The sequence below is a fragment of the Methylobacterium sp. AMS5 genome, assembly GCF_001542815.1.
In the GTDB taxonomy this organism is placed as follows: Bacteria; Pseudomonadota; Alphaproteobacteria; order Rhizobiales; family Beijerinckiaceae; genus Methylobacterium.
The window spans coordinates 4612067-4628835 of record NZ_CP006992.1 but is presented as its reverse complement, the minus strand read 5'-3'; the positions used below and the strand labels follow the sequence as shown (position 1 = coordinate 4628835).

General features: G+C 71.9%; 14 protein-coding genes. 6 read left to right on the top strand and 8 right to left on the bottom strand.

What is annotated here, in order from left to right; translation table 11 throughout:
• Positions 1–30 precede the first annotated feature (30 nt).
• The 3 genes from Y590_RS20760 to Y590_RS20745 form a co-directional block, all read right to left on the bottom strand.
• Positions 31–720 (bottom strand): MOSC domain-containing protein, encoded by a 690-nt coding sequence (locus Y590_RS20760; RefSeq protein WP_060771512.1) that lies wholly within the window; start codon positions 718–720, stop codon positions 31–33.
• Position 721: 1 nt separating this feature from the next.
• On the bottom strand, positions 722–1879 hold the full coding sequence (locus Y590_RS20755; RefSeq protein WP_060771511.1) for an AAA family ATPase: 1158 nt from the start codon (positions 1877–1879) through the stop codon (positions 722–724).
• A gap of 866 nt (positions 1880–2745) precedes the next feature.
• The gene (locus Y590_RS20745; RefSeq protein ID WP_060771509.1) at positions 2746–3750 is read right to left on the bottom strand and encodes a polyphosphate kinase 2 family protein; all 1005 of its coding nucleotides are present in this window, start codon (positions 3748–3750) and stop codon (positions 2746–2748) included.
• Positions 3751–3939: 189 nt separating this feature from the next.
• Here Y590_RS20745 and Y590_RS20740 point away from each other — a divergent pair, with 189 nt between their 5' ends.
• Complete coding sequence (locus tag Y590_RS20740; RefSeq protein WP_060772391.1) at positions 3940–4536, top strand: histidine phosphatase family protein; 597 nt, start codon at positions 3940–3942, stop codon at positions 4534–4536.
• An 81-nt stretch (positions 4537–4617) separates the two neighbouring features.
• Here Y590_RS20740 and Y590_RS27435 read toward each other — a convergent pair whose 3' ends face one another.
• On the bottom strand, positions 4618–4752 hold the full coding sequence (locus Y590_RS27435) for a hypothetical protein (RefSeq protein WP_003606816.1): 135 nt from the start codon (positions 4750–4752) through the stop codon (positions 4618–4620).
• Positions 4753–4851: 99 nt separating this feature from the next.
• Positions 4852–5949 (bottom strand): tyrosine recombinase XerC, encoded by a 1098-nt coding sequence (locus Y590_RS20735; RefSeq protein ID WP_060771508.1) that lies wholly within the window; start codon positions 5947–5949, stop codon positions 4852–4854.
• Positions 5950–6071: 122 nt separating this feature from the next.
• Here Y590_RS20735 and Y590_RS20730 point away from each other — a divergent pair, with 122 nt between their 5' ends.
• Positions 6072–6467: a VOC family protein gene (locus Y590_RS20730; RefSeq protein WP_060771507.1), complete on the top strand. Its 396-nt coding sequence runs from the start codon at positions 6072–6074 to the stop codon at positions 6465–6467.
• 12 nt (positions 6468–6479) lie between these two features.
• On the opposite strand, the gene Y590_RS20725 is transcribed toward Y590_RS20730, so the two are convergent.
• On the bottom strand, positions 6480–6851 hold the full coding sequence (locus Y590_RS20725; RefSeq protein WP_060772390.1) for a hypothetical protein: 372 nt from the start codon (positions 6849–6851) through the stop codon (positions 6480–6482).
• A gap of 148 nt (positions 6852–6999) precedes the next feature.
• Here Y590_RS20725 and Y590_RS20720 point away from each other — a divergent pair, with 148 nt between their 5' ends.
• Positions 7000–7752 carry a hypothetical protein gene (locus tag Y590_RS20720; protein ID WP_060771506.1) on the top strand — a complete coding sequence of 251 codons (753 nt, stop codon included), beginning with the start codon at positions 7000–7002 and terminating at the stop codon, positions 7750–7752.
• On the opposite strand, the gene hrpB is transcribed toward Y590_RS20720, so the two are convergent.
• The gene (gene hrpB / locus Y590_RS20715) at positions 7709–10222 is read right to left on the bottom strand and encodes an ATP-dependent helicase HrpB (protein WP_060771505.1); all 2514 of its coding nucleotides are present in this window, start codon (positions 10220–10222) and stop codon (positions 7709–7711) included. The two genes, Y590_RS20720 and hrpB, sit on opposite strands and share 44 nt — an antisense overlap.
• A gap of 172 nt (positions 10223–10394) precedes the next feature.
• Here hrpB and Y590_RS20710 point away from each other — a divergent pair, with 172 nt between their 5' ends.
• From Y590_RS20710 to Y590_RS20700, 3 genes are all read left to right on the top strand, one after another.
• Positions 10395–10712 carry a hypothetical protein gene (locus tag Y590_RS20710; protein WP_060771504.1) on the top strand — a complete coding sequence of 106 codons (318 nt, stop codon included), beginning with the start codon at positions 10395–10397 and terminating at the stop codon, positions 10710–10712.
• Between the two features lie 185 nt (positions 10713–10897).
• Complete coding sequence (gene mutS, locus Y590_RS20705) at positions 10898–13648, top strand: DNA mismatch repair protein MutS (RefSeq protein WP_060771503.1); 2751 nt, start codon at positions 10898–10900, stop codon at positions 13646–13648.
• A 191-nt stretch (positions 13649–13839) separates the two neighbouring features.
• Positions 13840–15990: a protein-disulfide reductase DsbD family protein gene (locus Y590_RS20700; RefSeq protein WP_060771502.1), complete on the top strand. Its 2151-nt coding sequence runs from the start codon at positions 13840–13842 to the stop codon at positions 15988–15990.
• A gap of 98 nt (positions 15991–16088) precedes the next feature.
• Here Y590_RS20700 and wrbA read toward each other — a convergent pair whose 3' ends face one another.
• Positions 16089–16688, bottom strand: coding sequence for an NAD(P)H:quinone oxidoreductase (gene wrbA, locus Y590_RS20695; RefSeq protein WP_060771501.1), 600 nt, complete (start codon positions 16686–16688; stop codon positions 16089–16091).
• Between the last annotated feature and the right edge of the window lie 81 nt (positions 16689–16769).

The following is a 16769-nucleotide window of genomic DNA, read 5'->3' as shown; positions in this document are numbered from 1 at the left end:
AAGCCGGAGGCCACCTTTCGGGACGATGCTTTAGCCCTCTTCCCCGAGCCGTCGGCGCCAATCCTCCACGGCGCCGCTCGCGAGCCGGCGGGCAGCGAGCGCCCGCCAGGATTCGGTGAGGGGCGCGAGACCGGCAATCGCCCGCAAGGCCGCCGCGTCGAGGCGATCCACGTAGAAGTGGTGCAGGAGCCGCGACAGCGGCCAGTCCGGATGCGGGCGCGCGACGCGTTCGAGCCCGTCGCCGGCCGCCACGGCGCCTGTCTCGATTACCCGGTAGTACCAGCCGGTGCGCCCGCTCGCCTGCACCCGCCGGGCCATGTCCGGCACGCCAAAGCGCAGGTTCAGCTTGAAGCAGGGCTGGCGCGCCTGCGAGACCTGAAGCAGGGCATCGCCCACCCGCCATAGGTCGCCGACGCAGACATCGTGCTCGGTGAGGCCGTGGGTCGAAAAATTCTCACCGAAGGCACCGGGCCGCTCCAACAGATCGGGCAGGCCGGGCAAATCGCCGCGCCACGCGGCGGCATGGTCGAGGGCGTAGTGGTGCACGGCCTTTTCCGGGCCGCCATGAACACGCCGGTCCGCCTGCTCGTCGCCCGCGAGACCGAGCGGCCCCACCGCGACCGGCCCCTGTACGGGGGCCTTGGCGATGGCGCTCGCCGCGCCCTTCTCCCCCAGCGGCGCGACGCGCCCGGTCAGCACGGCCCGAAGCGCGACCCGCATCTCAATCGTCCTCCTCGCCCTGCGAAAAATCGCCGGAGAGCCGCAAGCCCTCGATCCAGGTCGCTCCATCGCGCTTGAGCACGAGGCGCGGACGCACGCCGCCGGACTCGGCGACCGCCGCGGCGAGGCGCTCGGAATGCGTCACCAGCCAGACCTGCGTACGTTGCGAGGCCTGCACGATCATCCGCGCCAGCGCCTCCGTCAGATCCGGGTGCAGGCTGGTTTCGGGCTCGTTGAGCGCGAGGAAGGGCGGCAGCCGGTAGGCGAGCAGCGCGCCCGCGAGCGCGAGGTAGCGCAGCGTGCCGTCGGAGAGTTCGGACGGCTCGAAGATCCGTTTGGGGTACTCGGCGAAGATCACGCCGAACCGCGCCTCCCGATCCGGCCGCGGCACCACGAGGCGGGCGCCGGGAAAGGCGTCGGCGAAGGCTGCGTCGAGGTCGACGGTGTCGCCGCGGATATGGGCCAACGTCGCGAAGACGGCGGCGAGGTCGGCGCCGTCGGAGGCCAAAGTCGGTGTCGTCACCGCGAGGCAGGGGCGGCGCAGGGGCGAGCCCGCATCGGTGCGCACGTCGTGGTAGAAGCGCCATGCCTCCATGGCTTGCCGGACGATCTGCAATTCGGGAAAGCGCACCGCGTCTTGAAGCGCGGCGAGCGCCGTCTCGGTCGGCAGCAGGTCGGTGCCGAAGACGCGCTTGCGGCCCTCCTCGTCGCGCACGAAGCCCGCCGGCCCGTCGCGGTCGAGCACCGTGACCGGCCGCGCGCCGGCCTGCACGGTGAGCCGCTCGCTCTTCACCTGCGGCTCCAGGGCGAAGGCCGCCCCGTAGACCGCGCCGCCCACCTGCGGCACGAGGCCAACCTCGACCGCGTAGGTGTAGGCGTGGCCGGTGGTCTCGTCGGCCAATTCGGCGGACAAACGCACCCGCGCCAGCTCGCCCTTGCGGCGGGACCCGGCCCAGAGCACGGATTCCATCCCCCCCTCGGCGGCGAGCGCCCGCGTCAGCGTGCCGCCGGAAGCCGCCTGGAGCAGGCCGAGGGCACGGTAGAGGTTGGTCTTGCCGGTGCCGTTGCCGCCGACGAAGACCGAGAGCCGCCCGAGCGGAAAGCGGATGTTCTTCAGCGACCGGTACCCGGCCGCCTCGATCTCGCGAACCGCCGGCATCCGTGACCTCCCGCGCGCTGAAGCGAAGCCAATCTAGACCGTTCGGAGAGCGATTCGGGGAGGGATACACGGCTTCCGGCCGTTGCTCCCCTCTCCCCGCCATTTTCAATTGGCAGGCAGAAGTTCGCCTTCGGGGCGAACCGTTTCCGATTGTCGGAGATGCGGTATGACGGAAGGAGAGCGCTTCGTCGGATCGCTTCCGCGCAAGGCGGACTTCCACGATCGCAACAAGCGTCGGCCCTACGAGCTGACGCGACGGATTGCGGCGCGCCTGATCGACGATCCCGGGCTCGTTGCCAACGGCCGATCCCATCTGGAGCGTCGGGTCCGATCCGGCGCAGGCGCGGGCCTACACCCTCTGGGCCGCCGTTCTGGACCAGGACATCACACAGATCGTAAGCCAGATGCTGGAGGACTCACCGAGCGGTGACCTGCTCCGGGATATGCAGCCCGTCTTCGCGGTCATTGCCCCGCAGGACCGGGTCGACAGGGTTGAAATGGCCGGACTTCATGTCCGGTCTGCGGCGAGCCCGGCACCTCGGTGATGCCGACCGATGGGGCGGCCGCGCCCGGCACTCCCAAGGCGGCGGATGCCCCGGCGTGACCGCGATCGTCCCTGACGTCGAGGGCGTGGCTTTGACCAAAGTCCGTCGCTTGGAGAGAGAAGGACCAGAGCTGGATCCCGTCCGGAGTCCGGGCTGGGTCGTTCTCCCTCGAACGGATGGCCTGCCGCATCGATCGGCTGCCCCGTGCCGCCCCCGACGCGGCGGAAATGGTGCGGCGGCTTGGCTGGCTTGCCGCGACGTGCGGGATGGCTTTGTCCCTCCCCGACCTCTTGGCGCACGACCTCGGCCCAGGGCCAAAGATCAATCCGGCACCTTGATACCGTCCAGCCCCTTGCGCGGCTCGGGAAAGCGCGGGTCCATCGCTCCCAGCGTGTCGGCGATGGTGCGGGCGACCATGACGTTGCGGGCCCATTTGCGGTTGGCCGGCACGACGTGCCAGGGGGCGTAGGGCGTCGAGCAGCGGGCGAGCGCGTCGTTGAAGGCGGTCTGGTAGGCGTCCCAGCTCTTGCGCTCCACGAGGTCGGCCGGGTCGAACTTCCAGTGCTTCTCCGGGTCGGCGAGGCGGGCCTCCAGGCGCTCCTTCTGCTCGTCCTTGGAGATGTGGAGGAAGAACTTGAGGATCACCGTGCCCGAGAGCGTCAGCAGCCGCTCGAAATCGTTGATGATCCCGTAGCGCTCGCGCCACGTCTCCTCCGGCACGAGGCCCTTCACCCGCACCACGAGCACGTCCTCGTAATGGCTGCGGTTGAACACGCCGATCAGGCCGCGGCCGGGCGTGCGCAGGTGGTAGCGCCAGAGGAAGTCCTGATCGAGTTCCTCGGTGCTCGGCACCTTGAACGACCAGACCCGGCAGCCCTGCGGGTTCACCCCCTCCAGCACGTTGCGGATGGTGCCGTCCTTGCCGCCGGTATCGATCGCCTGGAACACCACGAGCAGGGAGCGGCGGTGCTCGGCGTAGAGCTTCTCCTGCAGCGCCCGGATGCGCACGCGCTGCGCGTCGAGTTCGGCCTTGGCCGCCGCCTTCTCGAGACCACCGGTCGCGTCGGGATCGATCGCGGCGAGGTTGACGCTCCGGCCGGGTTCGACCGTGACGATGCCGGGCGCGGCCGGCGGCAGGACCGGGTGGAGATGCGGCGACAGGCTCGGCGCGGTGCCCGTGCTCGCGATCGCCGCGCGGGCCCAGCCGGCAAAGGAAGGCGGATGGTCGGGCCACGCCGCCTGCGGTTGTGTCTCCGTCGTTTTGTCGCTCTCGACGCTTTTTTCACTCCCGGCGCTCTTGCCGTCCTTGCCGTTCTTGCGCGCCATGCCGAAGATTACCTGCTCACGAGCCGATTGCGAGGCCGCTACGCGGACCCACAAGGAAGGAATAAGCTTGGAGCCCCAACAGACGCGCCGCCTTCGCCGTTCCCGATCCGGCGCGTCGGGGCCTTCGAGGGCGGGGTCTTCGAGAGTGAGGTCTTCAAGGGGATGCGCCGGTCGCGCCGGAGCCGCCGCATGAGCGGCGTGCCGACGATCTGGTTCGTGCGCCATGGCCAGACCGACTGGAACGCGGAGGGGCGCCTTCAGGGCCACCGCGATACCGATCTCAACGCCACCGGGCTCGCCCACGCGGCGGAGGCGGCCGAGCGGCTGCGCCGCATCGCCGGAGCGGAACTGCCCACCGCCGACTACGTGGCGAGCCCGCTCACCCGCACCCGCCGGACGATGGAGATCCTGCGCGCCGGTATCGGCCTGCCCACGGGCGGCTACCGGGCCGATATGCGGCTGCGGGAGATCGGCTTCGGCGCCTGGGAGGGCCGGACCTGGACCGAGATCCGGCGGCGCGATCCCGCAGGCGCCGCCGCGCGCGACCGCGACCGCTGGGGCTACCAGCCGCGCGGGGAGGGAGCGGAGAGCTACGCGATGGTCGAGGCGCGGGTTGAGGAAGTGGTGGCGGAGCTACGCCGCCCGACCGTGATGGTCGCCCATGGCGGCGTCGCCCGGGCGCTGCTGGTCATCGCAGGCCATCTCGACATCTACGCTGCCCCACGGCTCGGCATCCGCCAGGGCAGCATTCTCGTCATCGAACCCGGCGGCTGGCGCTGGGCGTGAGGGCATTCTTTTGGGGGACAGCGCTCGAGAGGCCATGCCGGCCCGCCGAGCGCGTTTCCTAAACGGGTCGTCCGAGCCCGGTCAGGCCCGCGCGGCGCGGCCGCGGGCGAGCAGCCGTACGGCGGTGACGGGGAGGAGGAGCGTCTTCACCGTGGCCGTGACGGCCAGGACGGCGAGGACCGGCAGGATCGCGAGACAGATTCCGCTCACGCGCATCGGACACTCCTTGGGGCTGCTGAATGGGCGGCTTGCGACCGCTTGGTTGATGACAATCCGCCACTCAATCGCGGCAAGACCAAGGTGAACGGAGCAAACTTATGCATTTCTGCGCTCCACCGGCCTGTCCGGCCGGACAGCATAGCCGGATCGGGCGCTCGTGCTTTGCTCTGCCTCAACGGTTTCGGAACGCGCGGACGGCGGTTCCGGGGGCGGCAGCCGCCGGGCGCGGGGATGGGCGTCCTCGAAGGCGCTCATCAGGCGGGCGGCATCGACCTTGGTGTAGATCTGCGTGGTCGAGAGCGAGGCGTGGCCGAGCAATTCCTGGATCGCCCGCAGCTCGCCCCGGCGGGCGAGCAGATGCGTCGCGAAGGAATGCCGCAGGGCGTGCGGGGTCGCGCTCTCGGGCAGGCCGAGCGCGCCGCGTAGCGCGGAGACCGCGTACTGGACCACCCGCGGCGAGAGCGGCCCGCCCTTCACGCCGACGAAGAGCGGCCCCTCCGGGTCGAGGGCGTGCGGGCACAGCGACAGGTAGGCGGCCACCGCCTCGGCGACCGCCGGCAGCACCGGCACGGCGCGGACCTTGCCGCCCTTGCCCGTCACCCGCACTTCGTCGATGCCCGGCATCGGCGCGTCGCGGGCGGTGAGCCCCAGCGCCTCCGAAATGCGCAAGCCCGAGCCGTAGAGGAGGGCGATCACCGCCGCGTCGCGGGCGAGCACCCACGGGGCGCGGTCGTTGTCGGGGCGGGTCTCGGGCGCGGTCATCGCCAGCGCGGCGGAGATGGGAAGCGGGCGCGGCAGGCGGCGCTCGACCTTGGGGGAGCGCACCGCGCCGAGCGCCGCGACGCTGCCGTGCCCCTCCCGTTCGAGGAAGCGCGCGAAGGAGCGCAAACCCGCCAGCATCCGCATCAGGGAGCGCCCGCCGATCCCCTCGGCCCGGCGCGCGGCCATGAAGGCGCGCAGGTCGCGGGGCTTCAGGGCGATCAGCCCGGCGATGGTGGGCGTGCCGGAGCGGGCGGCGCGATGGATCAGGAACTGACGCAGGTCGCGCTCATAGGCCTCGACCGTGTTGGCGGCCATGCGCCGCTCCCGCGCCAGCGCCTCGCGCCAGCCCCGCATCGCCGCGCGCAGGGCGGCGTCGCCCGGCGGCAGGAGGGCTTCGGGATCGACACTGGGGAGGGACGCGGTGCGCATCATTGCCGGCAGCAAGCACCCGGTAAGGTTGACGAAGCGTAAACGGCAAAAACCCTTTCCGCCCGGCCGGACTGCGCCAGATGGGCACTCATCCACACATCATCCGTACCGGGGAGAGAGGGCCGATGGCCAAGCCCGTCCACACCATGATCCGCGTCCGCGACGAGGCGCGCTCGCGGGACTATTATGCCCGCGCCTTCGGCCTGGAGCCGGCCGACCGGTTCGACTTTCCGGACTTCACGCTGCTCTACCTGCGCGATCCGTCCTCGCCGTTCGAACTCGAACTGACGGTCAACAAGGACCGCGCCGAGCCCTACAATCTCGGCGACGGCTACGGCCATCTCGCCTTCGTGGTGGAGGATGCCGAGGCCGAGCACGCCCGCTTCGAGCGCGAGGGGCTCCCCGTTACCCCCGTCAAAACGCTCAAGCACGGCGACACCGCGCTCGCGACCTTCTTCTTCGCCACCGACCCGGACGGCTACAAGATCGAGGTGATCCAAAAGGGCGGCCGCTTTTCCTAATCGTCTGGGCGTCTACGGCGCCTTCTCCAGGCGTTCGAGCCCGGCCAGCGCCTTCTCGCATGCACTCGGAGAGGGCGCCGGCAGGCTCGTCTCCAGGCGCATCGCGTCGTCGAGCGCCAGGACGTAGCGCTCCTCCGTGAGCGCCCGGCCGACCGCTGCCATCATACGCTCGCGGCCAGATCTCAGCACCCGATCGACCCGCTCGCGCTCCGCGCCGCAGGCGAGCGCCCGGCCCAGCACCTTGCCCTGGCGCTCGCCCTCGACCTGGGGGATCACCAGCGGCCGGGCCGCGCCCGGCTCGGGTGGCGTCTGCGCGCCGGCGACGCCGGCCGTGAGCACGAGCCCGAACAGGGGGAAGAAGACGCAGCCGGCCCCTGAGCGCATCGAATCGTTCTCCCCCACGGCTCTTTCAGAACGGCACCGCTTCCCGCGATACGGCGATCGCGCCGGACGCGACAGGTCGCGTGCGTTCCCTCACGCTCTCCGGGGCGAATCTCGTCCACGGTCAAGCCGGAAACGACAGGGGGCGACAATGGGTCTTTCCGGAGGTCCTGCCGACAGCGCGGCGGCGGCGGACACCAGCAGGATCGGGCGAGGCCGCGGCTCGATCCCGTCGCGCATCCCCTTGAGCCTCAAGCTCGCCTATTCGGCCTTCATGGCGGTGCTGCTCCCGGTCTATCTCGCCCATTACGGGCCGACGAACTTCCTGTACTTCTGCGACATCGCCCTGATCCTGACCCTCGTCGGCATCTGGGCGGAGAGCGCGCTTCTCGTCTCGATCTGCGCCGCCGGCATCCTCGCGCCGCAACTGCTCTGGGCCGTCGATTTCCTGGCGCAGGCCGCGGGCACTCCGCTCACCGGCCTGACCGCCTACATGTTCAACGCGGAGACCTCGCCGTTCCTGCGGGGCCTGTCGCTGTTCCACGGCTGGCTGCCGTTCCTGCTCGTGTTCCTCGTCTGGCGGCTCGGCTACGACCGGCGCGCCTGGGGCGCGTGGTCGGCGCTGGCGGTCATCCTCCTGTTCGTCTGCTTCTTCCTGATGCCGCCGCCGCGGCCCGATCCGGGGCTGACGCCGGTCAACATCAACTATGTCTGGGGCATGAGCGACACCGCCGCGCAGACGTTCCTGCCGGCCTGGGCGTGGTTCGCAGGCCTCGTCGTCGCCATCCCGCTCCTGATCTCCTGGCCGACCCACCGGCTCCTGATCTGGCTGATGCCCCGAGCGCCCGTCACGTCCGCCCTCACGTCCCCTTCGGCTTCACCCGCCGGGTCGGGGCCTCGCTGAGCGGGTCTTCCGGCCAGGGGTGGCGGGGATAGCGGCCCCGCATCTCCGAGCGCACCGCCGCCCAGGAGCCGCGCCAGAACCCCGGCAGGTCGCGGGTGATCTGGATCGGGCGGTGGGCCGGCGAGAGCAGGTGGAGCACCAGCGGCACCCGCCCCCCGCCGAGGGCGGGATGCCGGTCGAGGCCGAACAGCTCCTGCACCCGCACCGCGAGCACCGGTTCGGGGCCCGATTCGTAATCGACCGGAATGCGCGAGCCCGTCGGCACCTCGACATGGCTCGGCGCCTCCGTCTCCAGGCGGGCGCGCAGCGTCCAGGGCAGCAGACCCTGCAGGGCTTGGCCGAGGTCGTCGGCGGTGATCGCTGCCAGCGAGGTCCGCCCGACGATGGCCGGTGCCAGCCATTCCTCGACACTCGCCGCCAGAGCCTCATCGGAGAGGTCGGGCCATTCGCCGCCCTCCGCCCCACCTTGGGCTCCGTGGAGGAAACGGACGCGGGTGCGCCACTGCGCCAGGGCGGGCGTCCAGGGCAGGCGGTCGAGGCCGAGCCCGGCGATGCCGCGGGCCAGGACCCGCGCACCCTCCCCGTCGGCGGGGACGGGGAGGGTGCGCTCGTCGAGCGTCACGGCGCCGAGCCGGCGGCCTTCGCGGGCGCGCAGGGCCCGCGCCTCCTTATCGAAGCTGACACTGCGCACCGTGCCGATCCGGTCGGCGAACAAGGCGTCGATGGCCTCGGACGCGATGGCGACGGCGGACAGGATCCGCGCGGAGGCCGCCGCACCCGTGAGGTCGGCGACGACGATGAAGGGCTCGCGGGCGAGCGGGCTCACCGGATCGACGAGGCCGGCGCGGCCGTTCGCCATCAGGAAGGCGCCGTCCCGGCCCCGCGCCCGCGCCACCCGGTCGGGATAGGCCAGCGCCAGCAGGGCGCCGGGCTCGGCCATCGGGGGATCGGGCTCGACGGCATCCGCCGCGTTGGACGCCGCTTTGGCCGCCTGCCGCGCCCAGCCTTCCGCGAGGCGGCGCATGTCGGCGGCCCGGCCCCCGCGGTCGCGGCGGAAGCGGTCGAGGCGCTCGGCCAGGTCCACGGCGTCGCCGCCGAGCCCGCGCTCGACCAGCACGGCGGCGAGATCGGCCGCGGGGCGGGCCTGACCGGCTTCGGCGGCGCGGGCGACCATCCGGGCGAGCCGGGGCGGCAGCGGCAGGCTGCGCAGGGTGTCTCCGGTGGCCGTGAGCCGGCCGTCGGGATCGAGGGCGCCGAGATCGGCCAGCATCGCCCGCGCTTCGGCCAGCGCCGGCGCGGGCGGCGGATCGAGAAAGGGCAGGGCGGTCGGGTCGGTCACGCCCCAGGCGGCGCAGTCGAGAGTCAGCCCGGCCAGATCCGCGGAGAGGATCTCGGGCCGGGCGAAGGGTTCGAGCGCCGCGGTCGCCGCCTCCGGCCAGAGCCGCCAGCAGACACCCGGCTCGGTGCGGCCGGCGCGGCCCCGGCGCTGATCGACCGAGGCGCGCGAGGCCCGCGCGGTGACGAGCCGGGTCATGCCGTTGCCGGGCTCGTAGAGCGGAACGCGGGCGAGCCCGGAATCGACGACGATGCGCACGCCCTGGATCGTCAGCGAGGTCTCGGCAATCGAGGTCGCCAGCACCACCTTGCGCCGCCCCGGAGGTGCCGGGGCCACCGCCCGATCCTGCTCGCCCTGGGTGAGGGCGCCGTAAAGGGGCGCGAGGTCGGTGTCGTCCGGGAGGCGTCCCTCCAGCCGCTCGGCGGTGCGGCGGATCTCCGCCTGCCCCGGCAGGAAGGCGAGCAGCGAGCCGGGATCGGCCCGCAGCGCCCGCAGGATCGCGGCGGCCATCGCGTCCTCGATGCGCTGGTTCGGGTCGCGGTCGAGATGGCGGGTCTCGACCGGGTAGGCGCGTCCTTCCGATTCCACCACGGGCGCGTCGCCGAGAAGCCCCGCCACGCGGGCGCCGTCGAGGGTGGCCGACATCACGAGGATGCGCAGATCCTCCCGCAGCGCGCCCTGCGCATCGAGGGCGAAGGCCAGCCCGAGATCGGCATCGAGGGAACGCTCGTGGAACTCGTCGAACAGCACCGCGCCGATACCGGTCAGTTCCGGATCGTCGAGGATCATCCGGGTGAACACGCCCTCGGTGACGACCTCGATCCGGGTGCGGGCCGAAATCTTGGAGCCGAGCCGCACGCGGAGCCCCACCGTGTCGCCGACCCGCTCACCGAGGGTGGCGGCCATGCGCTCGGCCGCACCGCGCGCGGCGAGCCGCCGGGGCTCCAGCAGGATGATTTTTTGGGCGCCGAGCCAAGCTTCGTCGAGGAGCGCCAGCGGCACCCGCGTGGTCTTGCCGGCGCCGGGCGGGGCTACGAGCACGGCGGAGGATCGCCCGGAGAGGGCCGCGCGCAGGGCGGGAAGGGCGGCCTCGATCGGGAGCGGGGGAGCGGAGGATGGCGCGGGGGACGACATGGTCCGCGAGGTGCCGCGGTTCGGGCCCGGGCGCAACCATCGGCGCCGCTCAGCGCCTTCTGCGACGCCCACGAAAATTTGTTAACATATCTTGGGATTTTTCCGGAACGGGAAGGAAAGCTGCGACTTGTGGGCTCAGCGTGCGGTCCATGTACGCGACGGAGAGACGACGATGCGCATAGCCCTGACACTCGCAGCCGGTGCGCTGCTCGGCAGCCTCGGCCTGGGAGTGGCGTCGGCCTCCGCCGCCCCTGCCATGCCGGCCCCCGGCCTGATCGCCGGCCAGACGGTCGAGACCGTTCGCGACCATTCCCACCAGGACTGGCACCGCCCCCACCGGAGCGTCCTCGGCCACCACCACTCGACCAAGGCCGAGCGCCATCGCCGCCGGATGAACACCCATCACCACGGCAACCCGAACGCCCGCAACCCGGAGCGGCCCGGCTATCAGCAGCAGCTCGGCAACACCACGGGCGGCCCGCGCTACTGAGCGCTTCGATTCGCTGACGGCTTACGAGGCCCGTCCGGCATCATGCCGGGCGGGCCTTCGCCGTTGCTGCGGCCGGCGGCGGCACCACCCTCGCTTGCGACGGCTGGGGAGAGCGCCCACTTGTCCACGGACTTCACGGTTGCCCGGCGGTGCCCGGCCGCGGCGGGGCTGCTAGCCTCGTCCCCATGTCCAGACCCCAGCGTTCCCAACCCCTCGAACGGCGTGCCCAGGCGGCGGATACGGTGACTTCCTCGCCCCTCGACATTCCCGGCGCCACGCCGATGATGGCGCAGTACATCGAGATCAAGGCCGCCAATCCGGACTGCCTACTGTTCTACCGGATGGGGGATTTCTACGAGCTGTTCTTCGAGGATGCGGAGATCGCCTCCCGCGCCCTCGGCATCGTCCTGACCAAGCGGGGCAAGCATGGCGGCGCCGACATCCCGATGTGCGGCGTGCCCCTGGAGCGGTCCGACGACTACCTGCACCGGCTGATCGCGCTCGGCCACCGCGTCGCCGTCTGCCAGCAGACCGAGGACGCGGCGGAAGCCAAGAAGCGAGGTCCGAAATCGGTGGTGCGGCGCGAGGTGATCCGCCTCGTCACGCCGGGCACGCTGACCGAGGACCGCCTGCTCGACCCGACGCGGGCCAACCTGTTGCTCGCCATCGGCCGGCGCAAGCTCTCCGACACGAGCGAGGCCTACGGGCTCGCCGCCCTCGACATCTCGACCGGCCGCTTCGCCTTGAGCGAGGTGGAGGGTTCGGAACTCGCCGCCGCCATCGCCCGGCACGAGCCGCGGGAGATCGTGCTCTCGGAGGTCATCCACGCCGATCCGGCCTTGGCCAAGCTGTGGCGCGAGACCAAGGCGGCGGTGGTGCCGCTCGCCCAGGGCGAGCTGGAGCCGGCTTCGGCCGAGCGGCGCATCCGCGAGCAGTTCGGCGTCAAGACCCTGGACGGGTTCGGCAATTTCAGCCGGGCGGAGATCGCGGCGGCCGGGGCGGCGCTGCTCTATCTCGAGCGCACCCAGCTCGGCACCCGCGTGCCGCTCTCCGCGCCGAGCCGGGAGGCGACGGGGGCGACGCTCGCCATCGACGCGGCCACCCGCGCCAACCTCGAACTCACCCGCACCCTGTCGGGCGAGCGCAAGGGCAGCCTGCTCGACGCCATCGACCGCACGGTCTCGGCCGGCGGCGCCCGGCTGCTCGCCGAACACCTCGCCGGCCCCCTGACGGACCTGAGCAAGATCGGACGGCGGCACGACGCCGTCGCCTTCCTGGCCGGGGACGGCGCGCTGCGGGCTCACTTACGCGACGCGCTGCACGCCGCCCCCGACATCGCCCGCGCGCTCTCCCGCATCGGCCTGAACCGGGCCGGCCCGCGCGACCTCGCCGCCCTGCGCGACGGGCTCAACGCCGCTGCGACGATCGCTGAGCAGCTTCGCGCGGAAGAAAATTTGCCGGACGGGCTGACCCGCCTCGCCCGCCGCCTCGACAAGGCCGACCGGGCGCTGGCCGAGGAACTGGCTCAGGCGCTCGCCGACGACCTGCCGCTCAACCGGCGCGACGGCAATTTCGTGCGCGCGGGCTACCACGCCGAGATCGACGAGGCCCGGCTGCTGGGCCAGGACTCGCGAAAAGTCATCGCCGCGCTCCAGGCGCGCTATGCCGAGGCCAGCGGCTGCCGGACGCTCCGGATCAAGCACAACAACGTGCTCGGCTACTATATCGAGGTGCCGCAGGCGGTGGGCGAGGCCTGTCTCAAGGGCCTGATGCAGGACTTCGTGCATCGCCAGACCATGGTCGATGCGATGCGCTTCACCAGCGTCGAACTCGGCGAGCTGGAATCGAAGATCGCGGGCGCCTCCGACCGGGTGCTGGCGCTCGAATCCGCGGTGTTCGATCGGCTGAGCGCGCGGGTGAGCGAGGGGGCGGAGGCGATCGCCGATATCGCCGAGGCCCTCTCCGGCCTGGATGTCGCCGCGAGCCACGCCGAACTCGCGGTCGAACTCGCCTGGACCCGGCCGGTCATCGACGAAAGCCTCGCCTTCGCGATTCAGGGCGGGCGCCATCCCGTGGTGGAGGCGGCGCTGACGAAGGCCGGCGAGGCCTTCATCGCCAACGCCTGCGACCTTTCCGGCGACGAGGCCGGGCGCATCCGCCTCGTCACCGGCCCGAATATGGGCGGCAAATCGACCTTCCTGCGCCAGAACGCGCTGATCGCCGTGCTGGCGCAGATCGGCGCCTTCGTGCCGGCGGCCTCCGCCCGGCTCGGCGTGGTGGACCGGCTGTTCTCCCGTGTCGGCGCGGCCGACGACCTCGCGCGGGGCCACTCGACCTTCATGGTCGAGATGGTCGAGACCGCCGCGATCCTCAATCAGGCAACCCGCCGGTCGCTCGTGGTGCTCGACGAGATCGGCCGCGGCACCGCGACCTTCGATGGCCTGTCCATCGCCTGGGCCTGCCTGGAGCACCTGCACGAGAAGAACGGCTGCCGGGCGCTGTTCGCGACCCACTTCCACGAGTTGACGGCGCTGAGCCAGCGCCTGCCGCGCCTCGACAACGCGACGCTGAAGGTGGCCGAGGACCGCGGCGACGTGGTGTTCCTGCACGAGGTGGTGCCGGGGGTCGCCGAGCGCTCCTACGGCCTCCAGGTCGCCCGCCTCGCCGGCCTGCCGCCGAGCGTGGTGGCACGGGCCGGCGCCATCCTGAAAGGCCTCGAAACCTCGGAGCGCGAGCGCCCCGCCCGCCGCAAGATCGACGACCTGCCGCTCTTCGCCAGCCTCGCCGCCGCACCGCCCCCGCCGCCGGAGCCGGTGAAACACGAGCCCGACGACCGGCTCGGCCAGTTGATCGACCGCCTCGATCCCGATGCGCTGACACCGCGCGAGGCGCTCGACGCGCTCTACCGGCTGAAGAAGGAGCGGGCCGCGGGGTAAGGGCGGCGCGGGCGCGGTTCGAGGCCGCGGGCCGGCGCGGCTCACGGGGCGGAGACGATCTGCTATAAAGCCGCGCTGATGCCAGCCGGCCCGCTCCGGCCCAACCGGCCTATTCCCCTTCGCGGTCGCGGGCTTGCCCGGGGCCGGACGTCCTTGCGGGGAGGGGCGCCGGGCCGCCCGGAAACAGATCGATGCTTCGTCTCCTCCTCGCCTTCCTCCTGACGCTTGCCGCTCCGGGCCTTGCCGGCGCGCAGGGCGCGATGACGGCGATGAAGGCCAAGGATCTCGTGCGCGCGCGCCTCGTCTCCGAGAGCGAGGCGCTGGTGCCCGGCCGCACGGTGACGCTCGGCCTGCACATGGCGATGAAGCCGGGCTGGCACGTCTACTGGCGCAATCCCGGCGATTCCGGCCTGCCGCCGGAGATGGCGTGGCGTTTGCCCGAGGGTTTCACGGTCGGCCCGGTGCAGTGGCCGGTCCCGGAGCGCATCCGGGTCCAGACCCTGATAAATTTCGGCTACGAGGGCGCCGTCACCCTGCTGGTGCCGCTTGCCGTGCCCGAAAGCGCCCGAGCCGGCGAGACGGTGCGGCTCTCCGGCACGCTCTCCTACCTCGTCTGCGAGGAGATCTGCATTCCGGGCTCGGCGGAGTTGAGCCTCGACCTGCCGGTGGCGGCCTCAGCCGAGCCGGCTTCGGGGCAGGCGGCCCTGTTCGCCCGCGCCCGCGCCGCCCTTCCCGAAGCCCTTCCCAAAGCCGCGCCCGGCTCGTATCGCGCGACCCGCGAGGGCGACCGGCTCGTGCTGCATCTCGAACGGCCAGGCCTCGCGGGTGTGACCGATGCCGCCTTCTTCCCCTACGCCGAGGGCGCGCTCGACAACGCCGCGCCGCAGGATCTCGCCATCGATGCCGCCGGCCTGCATCTCACCCTGACGCCGGGCGATGCGGGGCAGTTGCCCGAGGCGCTGGCCGGCGTCCTCGCCCTCACCGAGGACGGCGCACGCAAGGCCTATGCGCTGGGCCCGGAACCCGCCCCCGCGCCGACGACCGCCGCTGCCGTTCCGGCCTCACCCCAGGCGCCGCCCGCAGCCGAGGCGCCGCCCGCACCGGAGGAGGAGAGCCTGACGCTGTGGAGCGCCGCGGGGCTGGCGCTCGTCGGCGGCCTCCTGCTCAACCTGATGCCCTGCGTCTTCCCGGTTCTCTCGATCAAGGTTTTGAGCCTCGTGCGGCAGGCGGGCGAATCCGCAACCCGCGTGCGGCTGCACGGGCTCGCCTATACGGCGGGCGTGCTCGCGAGCTTCCTCGGGCTTGCCGGGCTCCTGATCGCGCTGAAGGCGGGCGGCGCCGGGATCGGCTGGGGCTTCCAGCTTCAGTCGCCGGTGGTGGTGGCGCTTCTCGCCTACGGCCTGTTCGCCATGGGCCTGAGCCTGTCGGGGGCGGTGCATCTCGGCGGCGGGATCGTCGGGCTCGGCGACGGGCTGACCCGGCGGGCGGGCTACCAGGGCTCGTTCTTCACCGGCGTGCTGGCGACGCTCGTCGCGACGCCCTGCACCGCGCCGTTCATGGGCGCGGCGGTGGGCTTCGCGCTGACGCAGTCGCCGCTCGCCGCGCTCACCGTGTTCGCAAGCCTCGGCCTCGGGCTCGCCCTGCCGTTCCTAGGCCTGACGCTGGTCCCGCAGGCGCTGCGCCTGTTGCCGCGGCCCGGCGCCTGGATGGACGTGCTGAAGGGCGCGCTCGCTTTTCCCGTCTATGCGACGGTGGCGTGGCTCGTCTGGGTGCTGGCGCAGCAGGTCGGACCCAACGGGCTGCTCGCGGGGCTCACCGGCCTCGTCCTCGTGGCGCTCGCGGCCTGGGCCTGGGAACGGGCGCGCGGGGCGGGCCGGCTCGGCACGGGCTTTGGCCGGGTGGCGGCACTCACGGCGCTCGCGGCGGCGCTCGGCCTCGTCGCCGTCCTCGACGGCGACCGCGCCACGGCGCGCACCGCGCTGGCGCAGGGCGAGGAGGCCTTCACGCAAGCCCGTCTCGACGCGCTGAGGCGTGAGGGGCGCACGGTGTTCGTGGACATGACGGCGGCATGGTGCATCACCTGCCAGGTCAACGAGCGGACCGTCATTGCCCGTGAGGGGGTGCAGGCGGCGTTCCGGGCGGGACAGGTGGTCTATCTGAAGGGCGACTGGACCAACCAGAACCCGGAGATCACCCGCCTCCTGGAGCGTCACGGCCGCAGCGGCGTGCCGCTGTATCTCGTCTATCGCGGGACGAGCGAAGCGCAGGTGCTGCCGCAGATCCTGACGGAAGGGATCGTCCTCGCAGCGATCGGGCAGAAGGACGTCGCGGCGGCGCAGTAGGGCTCACGAGCGGTCCCGTTCATCCCCTCTCCCCGCATGCGGGAAGAGGGGAAACCGTGCCTCATGCATGACAGCAGCGAGGCGCCGAAACGGCCATGTCAGCCCGCGAGCTTGGCCGCGATGCCGGCCACGTGGCGGCCCTGGTAGCGGGCGCCGTCGAGTTCGACCTCGGAGGGCTGGCGCGAGCCGTCGCCGTCGGCGATCGTGGTCGCGCCGTAGGGGGAATTGCCCTTTACCTGCTCGACGCCGTTCTGCCCCGCGAAGCTGTAGGGCAGGCCCACCACCACCATGCCGTGATGGAACAGCACCGTGTGGAAGCTCGTCAGCGTGGTCTCCTGGCCGCCGTGCTGCGAGGCGGTCGAGGTGAAGGCCGAGCCGACCTTGCCGACCAGCGCGCCCTTGGCCCACAGGCCGCCGGTCTGGTCGATGAACTGCTTCATCTGCGAAGCCATGTTGCCGTAGCGGGTCGGCGTGCCGAAGATGATCGCGTCGTAATCGGCCAATTCCTCGACGGTGGCGATCGGCGCCTCCTGATCGAGCTTGTAGTGGAACTGCTTGGCCACCTCGTCCGGCACCAGTTCCGGCACGCGCTTGAGCGCGACCTCGGCCCCGGTCTCGCGGGCGCCCTCGGCCACCGCCTTGGCCATCTGCTCCACATGGCCCCACGACGAGTAGTAGAGCACCAGAACCTTCGCCATCGTCGTCTCTCCTGTTCGCGGGCCCGGCGCATCGCCCCGGAAGGGGCTTTCCGCCCTTGAGCGGAGGCGACGCACTCGATT